Source organism: Aquipseudomonas guryensis, from assembly GCF_014164785.1.
Lineage (GTDB): Bacteria > Pseudomonadota > Gammaproteobacteria > Pseudomonadales > Pseudomonadaceae > Aquipseudomonas > Aquipseudomonas guryensis.
This window is the reverse complement of sequence record NZ_JACJFN010000003.1, coordinates 1-16,426: the sequence shown is the minus strand read 5'-3', so window position 1 is coordinate 16,426 and position 16,426 is coordinate 1. Positions and strand designations below refer to the sequence as shown.

The 16,426-nt window shown below is 51.1% G+C and carries 21 protein-coding genes; 2 read left to right on the top strand and 19 right to left on the bottom strand.

Translation table 11 applies throughout. The annotated features are described in order from the left end of the window. The first annotated feature begins 3 nt into the window (after positions 1–3). Positions 4–363, top strand: a complete 360-nt coding sequence (locus tag H3H45_RS11745) for a PilZ domain-containing protein (RefSeq protein WP_182833937.1) — start codon at positions 4–6, stop codon at positions 361–363. A 102-nt stretch (positions 364–465) separates the two neighbouring features. On the opposite strand, the gene H3H45_RS11740 is transcribed toward H3H45_RS11745, so the two are convergent. Then, positions 466–1,392, bottom strand: a complete 927-nt coding sequence (locus tag H3H45_RS11740; protein WP_182833936.1) for a LysR family transcriptional regulator — start codon at positions 1,390–1,392, stop codon at positions 466–468. Between the two features lie 133 nt (positions 1,393–1,525). Here H3H45_RS11740 and fpr point away from each other — a divergent pair, with 133 nt between their 5' ends. After that, on the top strand, positions 1,526–2,305 hold the full coding sequence (gene fpr, locus H3H45_RS11735) for a ferredoxin-NADP reductase (protein ID WP_182833935.1): 780 nt from the start codon (positions 1,526–1,528) through the stop codon (positions 2,303–2,305). A gap of 150 nt (positions 2,306–2,455) precedes the next feature. On the opposite strand, the gene tsaA is transcribed toward fpr, so the two are convergent. The 18 genes from tsaA to H3H45_RS20415 form a co-directional block, all read right to left on the bottom strand. Then, on the bottom strand, positions 2,456–3,148 hold the full coding sequence (gene tsaA, locus H3H45_RS11730) for a tRNA (N6-threonylcarbamoyladenosine(37)-N6)-methyltransferase TrmO (protein WP_182833934.1): 693 nt from the start codon (positions 3,146–3,148) through the stop codon (positions 2,456–2,458). Positions 3,149–4,113: 965 nt separating this feature from the next. Next, positions 4,114–4,380 (bottom strand): hypothetical protein, encoded by a 267-nt coding sequence (locus tag H3H45_RS11725; protein ID WP_182833933.1) that lies wholly within the window; start codon positions 4,378–4,380, stop codon positions 4,114–4,116. An 80-nt stretch (positions 4,381–4,460) separates the two neighbouring features. After that, complete coding sequence (locus H3H45_RS11720) at positions 4,461–5,360, bottom strand: serine protease family protein (protein WP_182833932.1); 900 nt, start codon at positions 5,358–5,360, stop codon at positions 4,461–4,463. A 79-nt stretch (positions 5,361–5,439) separates the two neighbouring features. Further along, entirely contained in the window at positions 5,440–5,784 is a 345-nt protein-coding gene (locus H3H45_RS11715) for a hypothetical protein (RefSeq protein ID WP_182833931.1), read from the bottom strand. A 101-nt stretch (positions 5,785–5,885) separates the two neighbouring features. Further along, complete coding sequence (locus H3H45_RS11710; RefSeq protein WP_182833930.1) at positions 5,886–6,347, bottom strand: hypothetical protein; 462 nt, start codon at positions 6,345–6,347, stop codon at positions 5,886–5,888. Positions 6,348–6,424: 77 nt separating this feature from the next. After that, entirely contained in the window at positions 6,425–6,949 is a 525-nt protein-coding gene (locus H3H45_RS11705) for a tetratricopeptide repeat protein (protein ID WP_182833929.1), read from the bottom strand. A gap of 137 nt (positions 6,950–7,086) precedes the next feature. After that, positions 7,087–7,734: a hypothetical protein gene (locus tag H3H45_RS11700; RefSeq protein WP_182833928.1), complete on the bottom strand. Its 648-nt coding sequence runs from the start codon at positions 7,732–7,734 to the stop codon at positions 7,087–7,089. Between the two features lie 76 nt (positions 7,735–7,810). Further along, positions 7,811–8,281, bottom strand: coding sequence for a tetratricopeptide repeat protein (locus H3H45_RS11695; RefSeq protein ID WP_182833927.1), 471 nt, complete (start codon positions 8,279–8,281; stop codon positions 7,811–7,813). Positions 8,282–9,070: 789 nt separating this feature from the next. Beyond that, positions 9,071–9,514: a hypothetical protein gene (locus H3H45_RS11690; RefSeq protein ID WP_182833926.1), complete on the bottom strand. Its 444-nt coding sequence runs from the start codon at positions 9,512–9,514 to the stop codon at positions 9,071–9,073. Positions 9,515–9,602: 88 nt separating this feature from the next. After that, positions 9,603–10,148 carry a hypothetical protein gene (locus H3H45_RS11685; protein ID WP_182833925.1) on the bottom strand — a complete coding sequence of 182 codons (546 nt, stop codon included), beginning with the start codon at positions 10,146–10,148 and terminating at the stop codon, positions 9,603–9,605. A 1,238-nt stretch (positions 10,149–11,386) separates the two neighbouring features. Beyond that, positions 11,387–11,728 (bottom strand): DUF6794 domain-containing protein, encoded by a 342-nt coding sequence (locus H3H45_RS11680; protein ID WP_182833924.1) that lies wholly within the window; start codon positions 11,726–11,728, stop codon positions 11,387–11,389. Positions 11,729–11,819: 91 nt separating this feature from the next. Next, positions 11,820–12,212 (bottom strand): hypothetical protein, encoded by a 393-nt coding sequence (locus H3H45_RS11675; RefSeq protein WP_220494266.1) that lies wholly within the window; start codon positions 12,210–12,212, stop codon positions 11,820–11,822. A gap of 87 nt (positions 12,213–12,299) precedes the next feature. After that, the gene (locus tag H3H45_RS11670) at positions 12,300–12,779 is read right to left on the bottom strand and encodes a T6SS immunity protein Tdi1 domain-containing protein (RefSeq protein ID WP_182833922.1); all 480 of its coding nucleotides are present in this window, start codon (positions 12,777–12,779) and stop codon (positions 12,300–12,302) included. A gap of 78 nt (positions 12,780–12,857) precedes the next feature. Beyond that, positions 12,858–13,271, bottom strand: coding sequence for a hypothetical protein (locus H3H45_RS11665; protein WP_182833921.1), 414 nt, complete (start codon positions 13,269–13,271; stop codon positions 12,858–12,860). Between the two features lie 412 nt (positions 13,272–13,683). Beyond that, entirely contained in the window at positions 13,684–14,016 is a 333-nt protein-coding gene (locus tag H3H45_RS11660; protein WP_182833920.1) for a hypothetical protein, read from the bottom strand. Positions 14,017–14,507: 491 nt separating this feature from the next. Then, complete coding sequence (locus tag H3H45_RS11655) at positions 14,508–14,753, bottom strand: Imm32 family immunity protein (RefSeq protein WP_182833919.1); 246 nt, start codon at positions 14,751–14,753, stop codon at positions 14,508–14,510. 438 nt (positions 14,754–15,191) lie between these two features. Beyond that, a complete protein-coding gene (locus H3H45_RS11650) occupies positions 15,192–15,395 on the bottom strand; it encodes a hypothetical protein (RefSeq protein WP_182833918.1) in 204 nt (67 codons plus the stop codon). A 164-nt stretch (positions 15,396–15,559) separates the two neighbouring features. Continuing rightward, positions 15,560–15,757, bottom strand: a complete 198-nt coding sequence (locus H3H45_RS20415) for an RNA polymerase sigma factor region1.1 domain-containing protein (RefSeq protein WP_182833917.1) — start codon at positions 15,755–15,757, stop codon at positions 15,560–15,562. Positions 15,758–16,426: the final 669 nt, after the last annotated feature.

Sequence of the window (16,426 nt, the reverse complement as noted above, 5' to 3'; positions counted from 1 at the left end):
ATCATGCATATTCCGCGCAGCATTGAACGCCATCAGTTGCCTTACTACCTCAAGGTGTTCAACCGTATTACCGACAAGCCCATGGGCTATATCGGCAACGTTTCCCTGGACGGCCTGATGCTGATCAGCCAGCTGCCGATGCTGGTCAACGCGCGTTTTGATATGCGCCTGAAAATTCCGGGCCGCGATGGCCACATCCATAACATCGACTTTTATGCCACCTGCCAGTGGAGTCGCGAGGACATCACGCCAGGCAGCTACGACTCCGGCTTTTCCCTGGTGGCGCCGCCCGCCGACTATGTGGAGATGGTCGACGCGCTGCGTCACTACTTCAGCTTTCGTCCCTTGCAGGCCTCTGCCTGAGGCCTGAACGCCTTTTCTACTGATTGACCTTCGCCACCCTGGCGCCTGTCCCTGTTACACGGGTGCAGTCCGCAGGTTTCCTGAGCATGCAGCCGGCACGTCTCAGGCAATCGGTGGCAGGATGATCTTATCGCTGCGGCTGATGCCGGCCGTGAGCTCACGACACAGCTCGAGAAATTCACGCATGGCCGCCGTTTGGTACTTCTGCTTGTGCCAGATGAAGTAGAACTGCCGGGTCAGATCCAGTTGCGGGGTTTCCACGGCCACCAGGCTGCCACGCCGGAAGGCGTCGCGCAGGGCCAGGCGCGAGATGCAGCTGATGCCCAGCCCCGATTCCACCGCGCGCTTGATCGCCTCGGTATGCTCCAGTTCCAGGCGAATGTTCAGCGGCGTGGGGTGATGGCGCATGGCCTGGTCAAAGGTCAGGCGCGTCCCGGAACCCTGTTCGCGCAACACCCAGGCTTCGCGCGTTAGTTCTTCCAGGCTGGCCTGGCCACTGCGGGCGAACGGATGCTGCGGCGCGCAGAACACCACCAGCTCGTCTTCCACCCAGGGTTGCACCTCGATATCCGTGTGCTGGCAGTCGCCTTCGATCAACCCCAGATCAAGCTCATAGTGGGCAACCTGTTGCACGACATGGGCAGTGTTGTGCACTTGCAACTTCACCCGGCATTCCGGATGGCGCTGCATGAAACTACCGATCAGCAGGGTGGCCAGGTAGTTGCCCACAGTCAGCGTGGCGCCCACCTCCAGCGAGCCGAAGCCGCTCTTGCCGTTGAGCAACTGCTCGATCTCGCGAGCCTGGTCGAGCAGGGCCACCGCCTGCGGCAACAGTTGCTGGCCAAGGGCGTTTAGGATCAGTCGCTTGCCTGCCCGGTCGAACAGCTGGCAATCGGATTGCCGCTCCAGCTCGCTCAGCGAGGTGCTCGCCGCCGATTGCGACAGGGCCAATGACTGCGCGGCCCGGGAGACGCTTTCCTGTTTGGCGACGGCGACGAACACTTGCAGCTGACGCAACGTAAATCGCATATCTATATAACCTATAACTTATATCTTAATAATCCATTTCACAGATATTGTGGCCCCCTCTAGAATTGTGCGCAATCACTGCCAGCCCTGGCAGCATCCTGCCGACCTGATAGCGCCAGTCTTGGAGAAACACATGAGCAACCTGAACGTCGAGCGCGTAGTCAGTGTGCACCACTGGAACGACACCCTGTTCAGCTTCAAATGTACCCGTGATCCGGGTCTGCGCTTCGAAAACGGCCAGTTCGTCATGATCGGCCTGCAGCAGCCCAATGGCCGCCCGCTGATGCGTGCCTACTCCATCGCCAGCCCGAACTGGGAGGAGCACCTGGAGTTCTTCAGCATCAAGGTGCCGGACGGCCCGCTGACCTCGCAGCTGCAGCACCTCAAGGAAGGCGACGAGATCATCATCAGCAAGAAGCCCACTGGCACGCTGGTACTCGACGACCTCAACCCCGGTAAGCACCTGTACCTGCTCAGCACCGGTACCGGCCTGGCGCCGTTCATGAGCGTGATCCAGGACCCGGAAACCTACGAGCGCTTCGAGAAAGTGATCCTTGTGCACGGCGTGCGCTACGTGAACGAAGTGGCCTACCGCGAGTTCATCACCGAGCACCTGCCGAAGAACGAATTCTTCGGCGATGCCCTGAAAGACAAGCTGATCTACTACCCGACCGTGACCCGCGAGCCGTTCGAGAACCAGGGCCGCCTGACCGACCTGATGCGCAGCGGCAAACTGTTCGCCGACATCGGTCTGCCACCAATCAACCCGCAGGACGACCGCGCCATGATCTGCGGCAGCCCGAGCATGCTCGACGAGACCAGCGAAGTGCTCGACAGCTTCGGCCTGAAAATCTCCGCCCGTATGCGCGAGCCGGGCGACTACCTGATCGAACGCGCCTTCGTCGAGAAGTAAGCGTCAGTCGCCGCATACACAAACCCGCCGCTCGGCGGGTTTGTCGTTTTAGTCCCCCTTTCCTGTTTTCGGGAGAGAGGCCGGGGGCGGTGACAACCCGCAGCAAAGGTCCCGCGGAGCCCGGATGCAATCCGGGACAGACGCCACCGTTCAGGCAGGCACAACTTCCAGCAAGCGGATCAGCCCCGCCTGCGGGTAATGCCAGCGCACCTGCACATCCCAGAACTGTACGCCATAGCGGCGCTCCGGCTCCGGCACCTGGTAAGCCGGGCGTGGGTCCTGCGCGAGACACTGCTCGATCAACTCGACCAGTGGCTCGCCCAGACGCAAGGCGTGCTGTTGCGCCTGCTCTAGTGCGGCGCCTGCCCACTCCACGGCGATCGCCTCTGGCGCCGCATCGGCCAGCGCATTGTGTGCCTGGGTCACGCAGTCGGCGTAGGGCACATAGGGCTTGATATCCAGCACTGGCGTGCCATCGAGCAAGTCGATCCCGGACAGCCACAACCGGCCAGGCTCGACCTTGTCCAGTCGCACCACCGACTGGCCAATGCCATTGGGGCGGTGTGTGGCGCGGCTGGCGAATACTCCGATGGATGTATTACCACCGAGCCGAGGTGGGCGAACCTTGAGCCGCGGCTTGTCTTCCAGGGTCTGGTGGAACAGAAACAGCAGCCAGACATGACTGACCTGCTCCAGCCCAGCAATAGCTTCCGCCCGATCAAACGGCGCCAGCAACTCCAGCACGCCACGGGCCGCCGGCGCTAATTGCGGTTGGCGAGGAATGGCAAACTTCTCCTTGAAACAGGAGCGGACGAAACCAATGGGAGCGACGGTGTAGGACATGGCGAGACAATGCGGCGGAGTGAGTGCGCATGGTAGCCGATCAGTCATCGGCCTGGCCGTGTCGGGTTGGGTCAGTTACAGGCTGTACCGAAATGCGCGCATTGCCCGCTGGCGGTGACGTGATAACAGGTCTGGTAGGCCCTGGCCTGCGCATTGAACATACACTGCCCGGATGTGCCGGTCGGGGCCCCGAAGTGAGCGCACTTACCGTCAGCCGTAACGTGATGGCAGATGTGGTTGGCCCCGGTTTGCGGGTTGTAGAACGCCTGATCGCCCGGGGCGCAAACCGTACCGTAATGCGCACAGCGCCCATCGGCAGTCACGTGGTAACAGCTCTGGTGGCTACCGGAATCAGGGTTGAACAGGCAGGGTGCATCTGCCTGGGCAATACCGGTGGCGAGAGTTAGAAGGAGGGGGAGGAGAGGGCGCATAGGGCTGTGGTATCTGCTGCTGATTTGACAGGTGGATCTGAGTTGTTACGGATGGCACTTACTGTTGGAAGTTCACTTCGGCGGCATCAGCAGAAGTCATCTCTGCGGGTGTGCTCAATTTCATGCTGCACGATCTCGACTTAAAGGGCATTACGCTTGAGTTAAGCCGCGCCGCGAAGCGGCGTTGGATTAAATGAATTGTTAGGCCACTGCCGACAGTTCACGGCAGTGGCCCGAACTTTGAAAGCCATGGTTCTTTGCCTGCACATGCCGACAGTAGATGGTTAGCTCCAAGGATCGCGAGAGCGGTGCCCCCGATCAGTTCTGACTCAGTCATCGGAGAGGCTGTGAGAAGTACATATACACCGCCCCCAACTAGCAGGGTCCCGAACACAGACGACACAAGACGGTATCCGTGTGTCGTATAGAAAGGCTTGGAGTCGCCGTGGTGTCTCATTCTGTGGCCTAACGTTTGGCTATGGGGTCGGCTTTAGCCGGTCCCGAGTGAGCAAAGCGAACGGCTTGAACCGATTGTTAGAGCTTATGCACATTGTAAAGCCCGACCTCGGTAATGCTTGGAAAGAAGTGGCTTACGATAACCAGCATAATTATCGTTGAAATAAGCATGGCTACATTTATGCAGAACTCGGAACAGAGTGTTGAACCAAGACTCACGATCAGCCCAATTAAATATGCGACAGCCACAACTCCAGGGGCGATTGCAAAGCTGGCCTCAAGGAAATAAGACACGAGCCCGCTGAGTGTTAAGAATACTATTGAGTTGAGGGCTAGGGCTTTCATGGTTTGAGTGCTCTAACGATTAAGCTAAGGGGCCGCGGAACGCGGTCCCAGCGAACGAAGTGAGCGCTTTGAGCGCATTGTTAGGAGTTACTAGACGTTATTTGTGGATGCTCGCCAATATTGCGAGATTTACATATCTCTTGAATAACGTCTTCTCGCCAACAGAGGCCCAATGCCGCACCTTCCTCTTCCTTTCCAACTCTGCCGCTGTAGCAGCCGATAAATTGCATCCGATTTTCACCGAGTAAGACGTCATCTCGACTCCAAAAATTTGGGTCATCCATATTCAATTCTTTGTATGGGTCTGATGAGTCCCAGTTTCCAGTGTACGCAGCGAAAACTGGAGAGCCAGACATTCCCGACCTAGTTAGGGAGTCGATAAAGAATGCCGGCAATTTGGTGCCTCCTTGAGTCCCTGCAATTTCTGAAAGACTTCCACCTATTTCAATATCGTAATGTGGCTCTGAGGCAATATAACCAGATTTCCAAAGCGGCAGACCAAATCCAACACTTAAGGAATGAGGGAATCCAATAATGAACGCTGTACAGCCAGGTTTTACAGGGATTTTTATTTTACTGATGCAGTTGGCCGCGTTATGCATGAATTCTGGACAGCTTTTCGGCCTATTTAAAGGAAGGGCAACGACATCACATTTATGCCCTAACGTAGGGTGTTGATACCAGCATGGTTCGTAATCTTTGTAAATATCAACCCGTTGCGCAATAGTTGTGAATTTATCCCCGTCAATGTAGGTGGATAACTTTACCTTAATATATGTAGGGAACCTTGAGGAGTCGCTAAGTGGAGCTCTCGTTAAAAAGTGCCGGCCACTGAAATTATGCCAATTGGTAATAAGGAACCATTCTTCCTCATATTTATAGAAAAATGCACTACCTGTTGATATGACGCCAGCGTCATCGCACATAAAAATCTGAAATGGAGATTGAGAGTATGTGCTACGAATACCGTTTTCAGGCACGTGCCTTTCTCCTAACGTTTGGTTAAGGGGCGGGCTTTAGCCCGTCCCAGTGAGCGAAGCGAACGGTTTGAACCATTTGTTAGGCTTTAGTTGACGTGACGTCTGTAGCAAAGCCAATTGCAACATATTCGCCTTTAGTAAAGTCAAGGCTGGTGTCATCTAAAAGACTATTATCGATCACTAATGCGATATTTACAGGAAAGTCTTCCATTCCACGCCCAACATGGCTGCCCTCAATTCTGGCGCCGATAATAATGTGTGTAATTTCTTGGCCTTTCCATTCAAGTGCTGCGTCTAATTTTGCTAATACGTAATCCGATCCATCAGGTGCAGCAAGGGGCCGAATAAGTTCAATATGAAGTGGAAGCTGTTTGTATAGTTCTTCTGGTGCGTTATCAAATTCTTTAATAAGTGCAAGCAGCATCTGAATTCTCTGATTTAGGCCTAACGATTAAGCTAACGGGCGAGCAAAAGCGTAGCTTTTGCGAGTCCAGCGAACGGAGTGAGCGACAGTTGAGCGCATTGTTAAGTGCCAACAGTAATTCCGAGCCACTTTTTCAGGTAGGGGCTTGCGACTAGGCCAGCGATAAAAAGTATTGTGCCGGCAACCAGGTTGATTATGAATGCAATGACCCGTTCTGAGACTTTGCTTTTATTTATTGAGGCGTCTAGTTGCGTAAGTAGTGCCTTCGCTTTTTCTTGCTCGATACTGGCTAATGCTGCATAGCGCTGATGCTCATCCTTTAGTCTTGAGACATTTTCCATTTTTGACTTTAACTCGGTTTCCAGGCGTTCCACGAGTCGGGAGGTTTCTTGGAGCGACTCATATGCTTGGTCAATCTTTCGGCCGAAAGACTGTTCGTTTTCTGTTAGGTCTTCCAGAAGATACTTGAAGTCTTGTGAGACATACGGTGTGAACATTTTTACCAAGGATCGATACACATACCTGGTAATCATGTTCAGCTTTTCTTGGCGGGTACGATTCATTTTTGGCACTTAACGATTAAGCTAAGGGGCCGGCTTCGCCGGTCCCAGCGAACGGAGTGAGCGCTTTGAACGCATTGTTATGTTTCATTGCGCAAGGCCTCATTGCTTTTGCCTTTTAAAATATTTTTCAGTGCCATGCTGGCGTCGTTGAGCCCGTTATTACTTGCCCTTTGTAGCCACGTAATTCCTTCGGTCTCGTTGTTGCTTCCAGCCCAGCCGTCGATTAGGGATAGTCCGTAGTTGTATTGAGCCGGTGCAAAGCCCCTTTGAGCGGACTTAAAGAACCACTGAGATGCCGTGGCTTCACATTTGGGGTGGTACAGGCCGTTCATGTACATATTGCCGATGTTAAATTCGGCAAATTTTGTACAGGGGCTGAGCCTGCTTGCTACGAAGGAGTAGCACTCAAATGCTTTTTTGTAGTTCTTTTCAATTGAGGCACCATTCTCCAATCTTGCTCCTAGCTCAAGCATGCCCCAGTCGTCACCTAATTCTGTGAGCGAGTGAAGATGCTTTATTGCGATTCTCTCAATGTTTTTTTCAAACCCAACCACCATCCAGTGGTGGTAGAAGATTTTTAGTGATCTAACGATGCGGTTCATGATTGAAATATAACGATTAAGCTAAGGGGCCGGCTTTAGCCGGTCCCAGCGAACGAAGTGAGCGCTTTGAGCGCATTGTTAGCCCCGCGCATGGATTGACTGTGCCAGTGCACATAAGCGCCCGTATCCAGAGCGCCTCAAGTTGAGCCATAGTGTCTCCAAACTATCGACTGAATGGCCGAAGACTCGAACCACTCGACTACTTGCGCTGCTGCTTCCTTATTGTCAGACCAAAAGGCGTTTCCCAGTCTCTTTTTTGGAAGATCCGCAGCATTGAGTTCAAAGAAGCCAATGAGAGCCTCTGTGGCTGCATGGGCTTCAAGCTTCTGTAGGAATGGGGCGACATCTACGCCAGCAAGTGCCAAACCACAGATCCATGAGTCGATTTCGTATTCTTGGTCTTCTTCGCAGCTAATTACATCATTGAATGCAGAGTCGAAAAGTGATTGTAGGACCTCGCGCTCGCCTTTATGCCAAGACTTCCAGCCTGCCAACGCAAGACTTCGAAGGACAATCTCGCGATCTGGCCACCAGCCACGATCATGGATAGATATTTCGAGAATGCGAGGCAGAAAATATCGGAAGTCAGGCTCGCTACCTGCAGTTAAAAACACCGATGATGCGTAGCTCGACAATTGTGCGGGCGTGATCTTGCGGAGCGGTGTGGATAGAAGAGTGCAGACGTGGGCTTGATCAATGCAGCAAGGGCACGCGGAGATTGTGCGTGGCTTTTTTTGCGTTGAGAAAGCTTGATATACGCGGTCGAGGGCTTCAGGTGTATTCATATAGGGCTAACGTTTGGTTAAGGGGCCGGCTTTAGCCGGTCCCGCAGTGAGCGAAGCGAACGACTTGAACCAGTAGTTAGAGGCCATTTTGCACCTTGCAAAGTAGCTCTTCTGCTTCCTCTTTTCCTGCTGGCGTAATGTTACTTGAGATTAATGCCTTTGAAAGATGTTCTTTGGCGGCAGAAAAAGATTTGCGAACGCCTTTGCCGGAAATTAAGAGCTTTGCTAGCTCTACCTCTGCGTCACCATCATTTAGTTGGATTGCGCGCTTGAACCATTGCGCAGTGAGATCGAAACGACCCTGTTCGCGGTAGAGGATGGCTATGTTCGAGGCGGCAGAGCTACTACCAAGGCGATAAGATTTCTTATACCAGTACATAGCCCGTTTTTTATCTATAGCAGTACCGATTCCTTCATCATAGAAGTATCCGAGATCCAGCATGCAACCCTCTGAGCCTTGGCGTGCACATTCTGAGAAGAGCTCAAAAGCGAGACTTACATTTCCAGAGTCCCACGCATCATGTGCTTTGAGCTCAGCATCTTCCATGACAATGGCCTCTAACGATTAAGCTAAGGGGCCGGCTTCGCCGGTCCCAGCGAACGAAGTGAGCGCTTTGAGCGCATTGTTATAAGGCATTACTGGATCTCTATTAGCGGTTCTCTGTAAATGATCAGTGCTTTGAGAAGGGCTAGGCTGATGAGCACAGAAAAGACGAGAAATACACTGCCTGTGATTAGGAATAAAGCCAGTGCCACCAAGAAGAACACTATCTCTGAAAATATTGAGGTTGCAAACCCTCCGAACAAATTCTCTCGTTTCTCGAACCCAACGACTGCATGACATTCGATACAAGAAACGCAGGTGAGCCTAGTTAGTGCATAGAGGTATAACTTTTCATTTGAAATTCCTGCACATCTACAGCGAGGGCACGTTCTCATTGACTTGCCTTATAACGTTTGGTTAAGGGGCCGCGGAACGCGGTCCCGAACGAGTGAAGCGAGTGACTTGAACCAGTTGTTAGGCAGCGGGCATCGAGTCGTACGCAGGCGATTAATACCGCACTGTGGCCAACCCGCAGCGGCCTTGCAAGCACCTGATTCGTTCTTGCTGGGAGCTCACTCATGCGGCCTGTCCGGCCCGTACGATCATCGAGTTTGGCTTTTGGAAATCAGCACGTGAGCTAGAGCGGGCTAACGGCTTAACAGCAAAATGAAAGACTTCCATGCCCGTACATCCTTTAATTGCTTTTGCCGCCTAACGATTAAGCTAACGGGCGAGCAAAAGCGTAGCTTTTGCGAGTCCAGCGAACGAAGTGAGCGACAGTTGAGCGCATTGTTAGAGGCCAACTCCACGCTCTGATGGGGATAGATATTGTGCCTCGGTAATAATTGGCTCCATACGCTGGCTTTGATTGAAGCCAGGAGAGCAAAAGCTAAAGAAACTATTTGGCGGCCAGTTTAAGTTTATTTTCCAGCGAAAAGTAGAATAGCCATTGGGATAGGTAATCGGCTCTTGCTGAATTTCATGGATGGCCATGGGTTGAACTGCTGCGCTTGCTTCGGCGTAGTTTATAGAAATTACTAAGTCCGAGACCTCGTGAAATATTAGATTCGATGGCGCGACTTTGAAATTGTATTTTTCGTTGGTTGGCGGTAGCCATTCGGCAATGAAATCAATGTCAAAGATAAGCTCACCACAAACGTCTCCTTCCAAAATTCGGAAGGCATGAATTGCGTTGTCATGCCACTGAATTTTTCCAAAGTCTTCGGTGGAGAACATGCTTTGGCCTCTAACGTTTGGTTAAGGGGCTGGCTTTAGCCGGTCCCGAGTGAGCGAAGCGAACGGCTTGAACCATTTGTTAGGGGCACTATTGCACCAATGCCCAGACTCTGAAAAATAACCAATATACGATAGAGGACGCTCCGACAAATAAAACAATATAGAGCAAGGATAGTTGAATTTTGTTTAATTGAGCGCTGGGAACGACATTGACATACTTGGCGTTCATTTCGTCTGACTTGCAATATGAATGAACATTGTGCCAAGTGTTGGGCGGGAAATATAAATACGAAATATTTAGCTGCTCGTCAGGTACCAATGTCGGTATAAGAATTTCGGCAGCACCATTGTCACCACGGATAATTTCGTGCGTGAGTTGTGGGTGTAATTGAAAGCTTTGTGGCAAATAGTTGTGACCAATCCTTACATTTTTAGCTGTTTTTTTACCAGAATTCCGCACAACAATGCTGTGCGTATTTACACTCCCATTTTCCTCATTGTGTAGTGGTATGGCGGAAGCGTGTACCATGTAGGTTATTAGTTTAGGTCTGGATTCAAAGTATTTCTTAATAAAAAACACTAATATGGCTGTTAACGTTGGAGCCAGAAGTTTTGCTAGAGTTTCGATTTCCATGACTACTCCGTAGTGATCCTAACGTTTGGTTAAGGGGCCGGCTTTAGCCGGTCCCGCAGTGAGCGAAGCGAACGACTTGAACCAATTGTTAGAGCGACTCAGGTGATTCGGCCTAACTGAAAAATTGGCATATACATTGCCAGAATCATGGCTGGCATAACAATGACAAGACTTATAATTCCAACTAGGCACGAAGCTAAAGGACGCCGCTGAGTTTTTGGCCAGAAAATGCGTGCGGCGATGACAAATATAGGGAGCGTCCAAAGCCACAAGTGATAGCTCAATGCAATATGAGTTATCAGCGGGACTTGTGCGCCGAAGCCATTGAATACCTGTTGGAACTGAGGAATTACTAGCGCTGGGACAAGTGCAGCAATAAGCGCGCAAACCAGCCCGACGATCAACTGGATGACAGCAGATGAATCGTTTCTTGGCTTCAGAGAGGCTTCAAAAGCTGACTCAGGAGTTTGGTATGGATTTGTCATAGGCTCTAACGTTTGGCTAAGGGGCCGGCTTCGCCGGTCCCGAGTGAGCGAAGCGAACGACTTGAGCCAATTGTTAGATTGCCCAGCCGTACGCTGCAAGTGAGGCCAGCGCTGCGCTTGACCGACGGTACGCACGGCGTGTCGGTTTTGACCCCGGAAGTTATTTGTGATGTGCACATTCTTTGAAAGCAACTCCTTTGCTGGCCACAAATAACGGCCTCTACTGTCAGGCGACCATTCGATTCAGGAACACCGCGTCGATGCGGTGATTGTGTTTCCTGGCTCGGTGCTGAATAACCAATTTTGCCTTTGCGCCTAACGATTAAGCTAAGGGGCCGCGGAACGCGGTCCCAGCGAACGGAGTGAGCGCTTTGAGCGCATTGTTAGAGGCCATATGCACTCCTTGCTGTGTCATGTGAGAACGAAAAAGAAAGCAGCAAAAATTGGTAGACATTGTAGTGCCCATTTCACCTTCCAATCCCTAGTGAACGATTGGCTTGCCAGCATGAGTAGCCCTGAGAAAGCGATAAGAATTAAACCCGAGAATAACGCTAGTTGCCCACCGTGACTGTCGTTCTCTGGAGGGCTAAAGGAAAACCAAATGTTGTAGAGGCCATAAATGCCTACCGCGATTGCTACAACTGCATTTGCCCAAGCCAATACACGAATGATTGCCATATGGCCTCTAACGATTAAGCTAAGGGGCCGGCTTCGCCGGTCCCAGCGAACGAAGTGAGCGCTTTGAGCGCATTGTTAGCCTTCATGTTGCAGGGATGACCAGACTGCTTTGATTATTACCATGGAGGCTTCATCTGGATGGCACCCTTTTCCGCATGCGGACTCGATGAGCTTTTCGTTGCCTCTCCATAAGCCATAGTAGTTACGAATTCCGGTTCCCCAGCCATGGTGGTACATAATTAATTCATCTTTCTTGTTTTTACGCAGCATCTCTTTGTCCTCGGGAGATAGGGAGGCCAGAATATCTGCGACAGTTGCTTTCACTGTGGTGGGCCATTTGTCCGGGCCTAAATTCTGCCCATCTTGTGCAGAAGCCGCAGTGGAGATAATGAGGGCTAGCAGTAGAGTATTTTTCATGATGGCTAACGTTTGGTTAAGGGGCCGGCTTTAGCCGGTCCCGAGTGAGCGAAGCGAGCGACTTGAACCAGTAGTTAGATGTGGCCACTCGCTAGTAAAGCTTTATCTCTAGAACCAACTCGGTCAGTCTGTGAGGAATTCCAAGTGTGGTTAATTCTTGCGATAGTTCGCTTATATTTTGTTGTCTGTGGCCATGGGTAAATTCTTTGTTTTCAATTTTTTCCCAATAGAACTGTGCAGGAATTATAAAGTGAGCAATTTGCTCGTAGTGGAACGGTTGCCCCCAAACTCCACCGTCGGCCGTGTAACTCTCATAAATATCATGCTCATCTGGAAGACCACTTTTCCAGTAATTTATGTCTGAGCTCAAGCTTTGAAACGTAGTCCAGGCACACCAAGATTTGCTTGCCCATGAGACGGGCGCTCCTTGCCCAAGGATGCGTCGCGCGGTTTTTAGAAATTCTTGCCACTGTGCATTAGTCATGAGCTGCATCTAACGTTTGGTTAAGGGGCCGGCTTTAGCCGGTCCCGAGTGAGCGAAGCGAACGACTTGAACCAATTGTTAGAGCACTCACACTCCGAGTTTAACTGAGCTGATTTTCGTGCCAATTGGAAGGTCGCGTACTTGTTTCTGGATTTGTCCAAGTGTGTTGAAGTGCACTGCAACGCTTGTTGGCTTGAAATTTTCTGGAGAGAACGACCCTCCGAGCGTTAGAGGAATTTTATAACTAAAGCACTCACGATGTGACAGGCCCTTGCCAGATGACAATAAGTCCCCTACGAGCATTGGGGAAAACCATTGATCTGCGTGATTTGTAGTTTGACGAAGAGTGTCAAATTCAGCTCGACTAGCGGCAATTTTTGAAATTTCTGCGCTGCCAGTATCAAGCCAATAGATCTCGCCTAGTTCATTTTCAAGAAATGCATCGCCTAGAGCTGAGACCATGCGGAGTGATAATCCAGAAGGTATTAGCCAGCGCCACTCTTTTAGGATCTCATCTGGAGACTCCTCGGAAATATCAATTGCTAGTTCGCGCCAGGTGATTTTCATCTTGAGTGCTCTAACGATTAAGCTAAGGGGCCGGCTTCGCCGGTCCCAGCGAACGGAGTGAGCGCTTTGAGCGCATTGTTAGCCGGCACGTGCACGGTTGATAGCTAGCCGGATTAGGCTCAGGGCGCACATAACAGCCGCTAATATTGTTACTACGATAAATAGCTGGATGCTGATAAGCATAATGCCACCTTCAGTGGCTTTGTGGCTTCCTTGCTGCTGCAGCAACCCAGCTAGAAATTGTGAGGCAGTGATGCCCGCGCCGCCTAATAGACAGAAGACTGTAGTTTCAGCAAACCCGCGTAATTTCCAAGCTGCAAGCACACAAATTATTGCCACCGGCAAAAAGGTGGCGAACAACCACATTGCGGGAATTTCCACCCAAATACCGAGCTTAGGAACAATCAATGGCTCATATATAAATTTTTGCTCGGCCCAGAAAGCAAGCACAAGCAAGGCTGGAAGTAGGATTGAGCGGGCTATACGGTTCATATTGTGTTGGCTAACGTTTGGCTAAGGGGCCGGCTATGCCGGTCCCGAGTGAGCGAAGCGAACGACTTGAGCCAATTGTTAGATTGCCCAGCCGTACGCTGCAAGTGAGGCCAGCGCTGCGCTTGACCGACGGTGTGCACGGCGTGTCGGTTTTGGCCCCGGAAGTTATTTGTGATGTGCACATTCTTTGAAAGCAACTCCTTTGCTGGCCACAAATAACGGCCTCTACTGCCAGGCGACCATTCGATTCAGGAACACAGCAACGGTACGGTGATTGTGTTTCCTGGCTCGGTGCTGAAAACCAATATTGCCCTTGCGCCTAACGATTAAGCTAACGGGCAGGCAAAAGCGCAGCTTTTGACTGTCCAGCGAACGGAGTGAGCGATAGTTGAGCGCATTGTTAGGTGCTCACTTAGATGGCTCTTGGTACGCCAGGAGCTCTATCATTGCGGCCTTCACCTATGGCAATTAACCCCAAAAGCATAGCGAATTCTTCGGCGAGCTGGATATTTTGCTTTGCCGCCGGTAGATACTCAGCTCTGCTCTCGATGACCTGTTGAGCCGAAAGCAAGTAGTGAAGTACTTGCTTGGAGACAACATGCTCTGACTTTATAAGATCTGCCTTCTGGCATAGATATTCATGGAAAGCATCAAAGGCAGAGGCATCAAAATAATCTGTCATGAGCTGACCTACAGACCTTTCATAAAGATCCTTTAGCTCAACATCAAAGTCGCTTGGACTCATTTTTGCACCTAACGATTAAGCTAAGGGGCCGCGGAACGCGGTCCCAGCGAACGAAGTGAGCGCTTTGAGCGCATTGTTAGGCATTTGCCTCACTTAACCATTTTTTGAACCACTCTACCGGAAGCCGCTCACTTTCGAAGGACTCCGACCGAAGCTGTTCATATGTATACGTGTTGGCTAGGTAAAGATCCCACTGGGTCTCGACGTCTGTAAGAATTGGGAGGAGCTTCTCGATTTCTGGAGGCGCATCTATATCGAGGTACTGACACCAGAAACGATCACACCACTCCGCGATTTGCTTGTGTGAGTATGGTGAGGCGTCGGGATTTGCTCCCCACTCCAGCATTTGGAGTGCAGATTCTGGAGTGAACGGCAAATCTGCTTCTTGAGATTGGCGCAAATTTTTCTCCAAATGCCTAACGTTTGGTTAAGGGGCCGCGGAACGCGGTCCCGAGTGAGCGAAGCGAACGGCTTGAACCAGTAGTTAGAGGTCACAGCTCATACTCTGGGTTGAATACAATGAAATGGGGTGAGTTTAGGAAGCCTTTGTCTTTGTCAGATAGATGCTCGTGGCACCAAGATTTTCCAGATAATTCCATTCCGCTCGCGCAGTGATCAAGAAATTTTGCGATGCGGCGCAATTCGTCAGGCGATGCTACTAGCGTTATTTCAGCGAGTTCAGACGGAATTAGGTTTTCAACGTCTTGCTCTTCCTTGGCATAACCGTGAACTTTCACTGTGACCTCTAACGATTAAGCTAAGGGGCCGGCTTCGCCGGTCCCAGCGAACGGAGTGAGCGCTTTGAGCGCATTGTTAGGCACTGGTAGACCTCAATTTCTTGACTCCCAATGCTATTAGCAAACCTGCTGCGATTAGACAGACTATGCCAAAGACGATGAGATGCAAACATGTGAATGTGGTGCATTCTGCTATTCCTGTTGTGGAGCAGATGCGGAAGAAATGACTGCCGTTTGAAGCTGTGGCCTGGGTAATGGCGCTCCAGGCTAAAAAGAGTGATGCAAGAAAAAGAGACAACGGCAAAAGTGCCGTAGTGAGGATTGCAATAGCTGGGAGTCTTCCTTGGCTCATTTGAAGTGCCTAACGTTTGGTTAAGGGGCCGCGGAACGCGGTCCCGAACGAGCGAAGCGAGTGACTTGAACCATTTGTTAGGCGGCTCACTCGGTGACCTGCTTTAAATTCGCATGCTCTGCAATAAGCCATTTTGAGCCAACAGAAGGGAAGGTTATGTTTATAACCGTGATGCCTTCTTCTGGTTGGATCTCTTCAACTTTTCCAACGCCGAACTTTGCATGGGTGAGCTCTTGCCCTATGCGCACGGTGGCAAGGCCGATAATTTCATGCTCTTGAACGCTGTCCACTCCAGGTAGTTAGCTTGCGGGAATAGCTTCTGCAGAAATGCACGCTGCAAAGGCAAAGAAAGTGGCTTTAAAAGGCGATTTCATTTGTTTTACGCCTAACGTTTGGCTAAGGGGCCGGCTTTAGCCAGCCCCGAGTGAGAGAAGCGAACGGCTTGAATCATTTGTTAGGCTTCTGGGTGTCCATTGTTAGCGCTCGCTTGATCATTGACTATAGAGATACCCATATCGCTGATCATCAGCAATATGTCATTGATAAGCTCTTCTTGTGTGATGTCTTCAGGCAATATTTCTAGGACTTCAGACTTCAGTAGGAAACCTTGGGATCGCCCCTTGCTTATTAGGGATTTTAGGTCTGGATGCATCCGGCTATGACCTCTGCCTCTGTGAGCCTAACGTTTGGTTAAGGGGCCGGCTTTAGCCGGTCCCGAGTGAGCGAAGCGAGCGGCTTGAACCAGTAGTTAGGTTTCGCTTGCACAAGTTGTCCCTCACTAGAGTTGCCGCAATTTGTTGAGCAGACCACTGGCGAGTAACCCAGATGGTTAGTGCTGCGCCAGACGTGTGCCACCAAGTATTGTTGCCCATACGATGAGCAGCATTATAGGTGCTCGCAATTCGCCATGCGGCGCGTTCTCCTGGTGTCGTACGCATTGGATTGCCAAACAGAAACTTACTCGCTAGAGCCCATGGATTGGTAGGTTTAACAGTGACAGGCAGCTTCTCGTTGCATTGACTCCATGCTTTATCAATGACCTCCTGACTGTAGCTCTCAGGATTTGCAGGGACTGGGCGGCCGTCAACTCTGTATATGCCGATGATATAAACAATTCCGGGGAATGCGGCAGCCAATAGAAAAGACACGAGCAGTATTGAAAGGATGACCCGGCGCAAGATAAGCATGGGGTGATACCTAACGTTTGGTTAAGGGGCCGGCTTTAGCCGGTCCCGAGTGAGCGAAGCGAGCGGCTTGAACCACTAGTTAGGGGCTCACACTACGGGCCTGGATACACGTCATACACAATGGACGCTCCAAG

Excerpts from the sequence above, each read along its gene's own strand:
- H3H45_RS11745 (WP_182833937.1), top strand. The coding sequence starts at position 4 with ATGCATATTCCGCGCAGCATTGAACGCCATCAGTTGCCTTACTACCTC.
- H3H45_RS11700 (WP_182833928.1), bottom strand. The coding sequence starts at position 7,734 with ATGAATACACCTGAAGCCCTCGACCGCGTATATCAAGCTTTCTCAACG.
- H3H45_RS11715 (WP_182833931.1), bottom strand. The coding sequence starts at position 5,784 with ATGCTGCTTGCACTTATTAAAGAATTTGATAACGCACCAGAAGAACTA.
- fpr (WP_182833935.1), top strand. The coding sequence starts at position 1,526 with ATGAGCAACCTGAACGTCGAGCGCGTAGTCAGTGTGCACCACTGGAAC.
- H3H45_RS20415 (WP_182833917.1), bottom strand. The coding sequence starts at position 15,757 with ATGCATCCAGACCTAAAATCCCTAATAAGCAAGGGGCGATCCCAAGGT.
- H3H45_RS11685 (WP_182833925.1), bottom strand. The coding sequence starts at position 10,148 with ATGGAAATCGAAACTCTAGCAAAACTTCTGGCTCCAACGTTAACAGCC.
- H3H45_RS11675 (WP_220494266.1), bottom strand. The coding sequence starts at position 12,212 with ATGACTAATGCACAGTGGCAAGAATTTCTAAAAACCGCGCGACGCATC.
- H3H45_RS11670 (WP_182833922.1), bottom strand. The coding sequence starts at position 12,779 with ATGAAAATCACCTGGCGCGAACTAGCAATTGATATTTCCGAGGAGTCT.
- H3H45_RS11680 (WP_182833924.1), bottom strand. The coding sequence starts at position 11,728 with ATGAAAAATACTCTACTGCTAGCCCTCATTATCTCCACTGCGGCTTCT.
- H3H45_RS11695 (WP_182833927.1), bottom strand. The coding sequence starts at position 8,281 with ATGGAAGATGCTGAGCTCAAAGCACATGATGCGTGGGACTCTGGAAAT.
- H3H45_RS11660 (WP_182833920.1), bottom strand. The coding sequence starts at position 14,016 with ATGAGTCCAAGCGACTTTGATGTTGAGCTAAAGGATCTTTATGAAAGG.
- H3H45_RS11690 (WP_182833926.1), bottom strand. The coding sequence starts at position 9,514 with ATGTTCTCCACCGAAGACTTTGGAAAAATTCAGTGGCATGACAACGCA.
- H3H45_RS11740 (WP_182833936.1), bottom strand. The coding sequence starts at position 1,392 with ATGCGATTTACGTTGCGTCAGCTGCAAGTGTTCGTCGCCGTCGCCAAA.
- H3H45_RS11710 (WP_182833930.1), bottom strand. The coding sequence starts at position 6,347 with ATGAATCGTACCCGCCAAGAAAAGCTGAACATGATTACCAGGTATGTG.
- H3H45_RS11725 (WP_182833933.1), bottom strand. The coding sequence starts at position 4,380 with ATGAAAGCCCTAGCCCTCAACTCAATAGTATTCTTAACACTCAGCGGG.
- tsaA (WP_182833934.1), bottom strand. The coding sequence starts at position 3,148 with ATGTCCTACACCGTCGCTCCCATTGGTTTCGTCCGCTCCTGTTTCAAG.
- H3H45_RS11665 (WP_182833921.1), bottom strand. The coding sequence starts at position 13,271 with ATGAACCGTATAGCCCGCTCAATCCTACTTCCAGCCTTGCTTGTGCTT.
- H3H45_RS11705 (WP_182833929.1), bottom strand. The coding sequence starts at position 6,949 with ATGAACCGCATCGTTAGATCACTAAAAATCTTCTACCACCACTGGATG.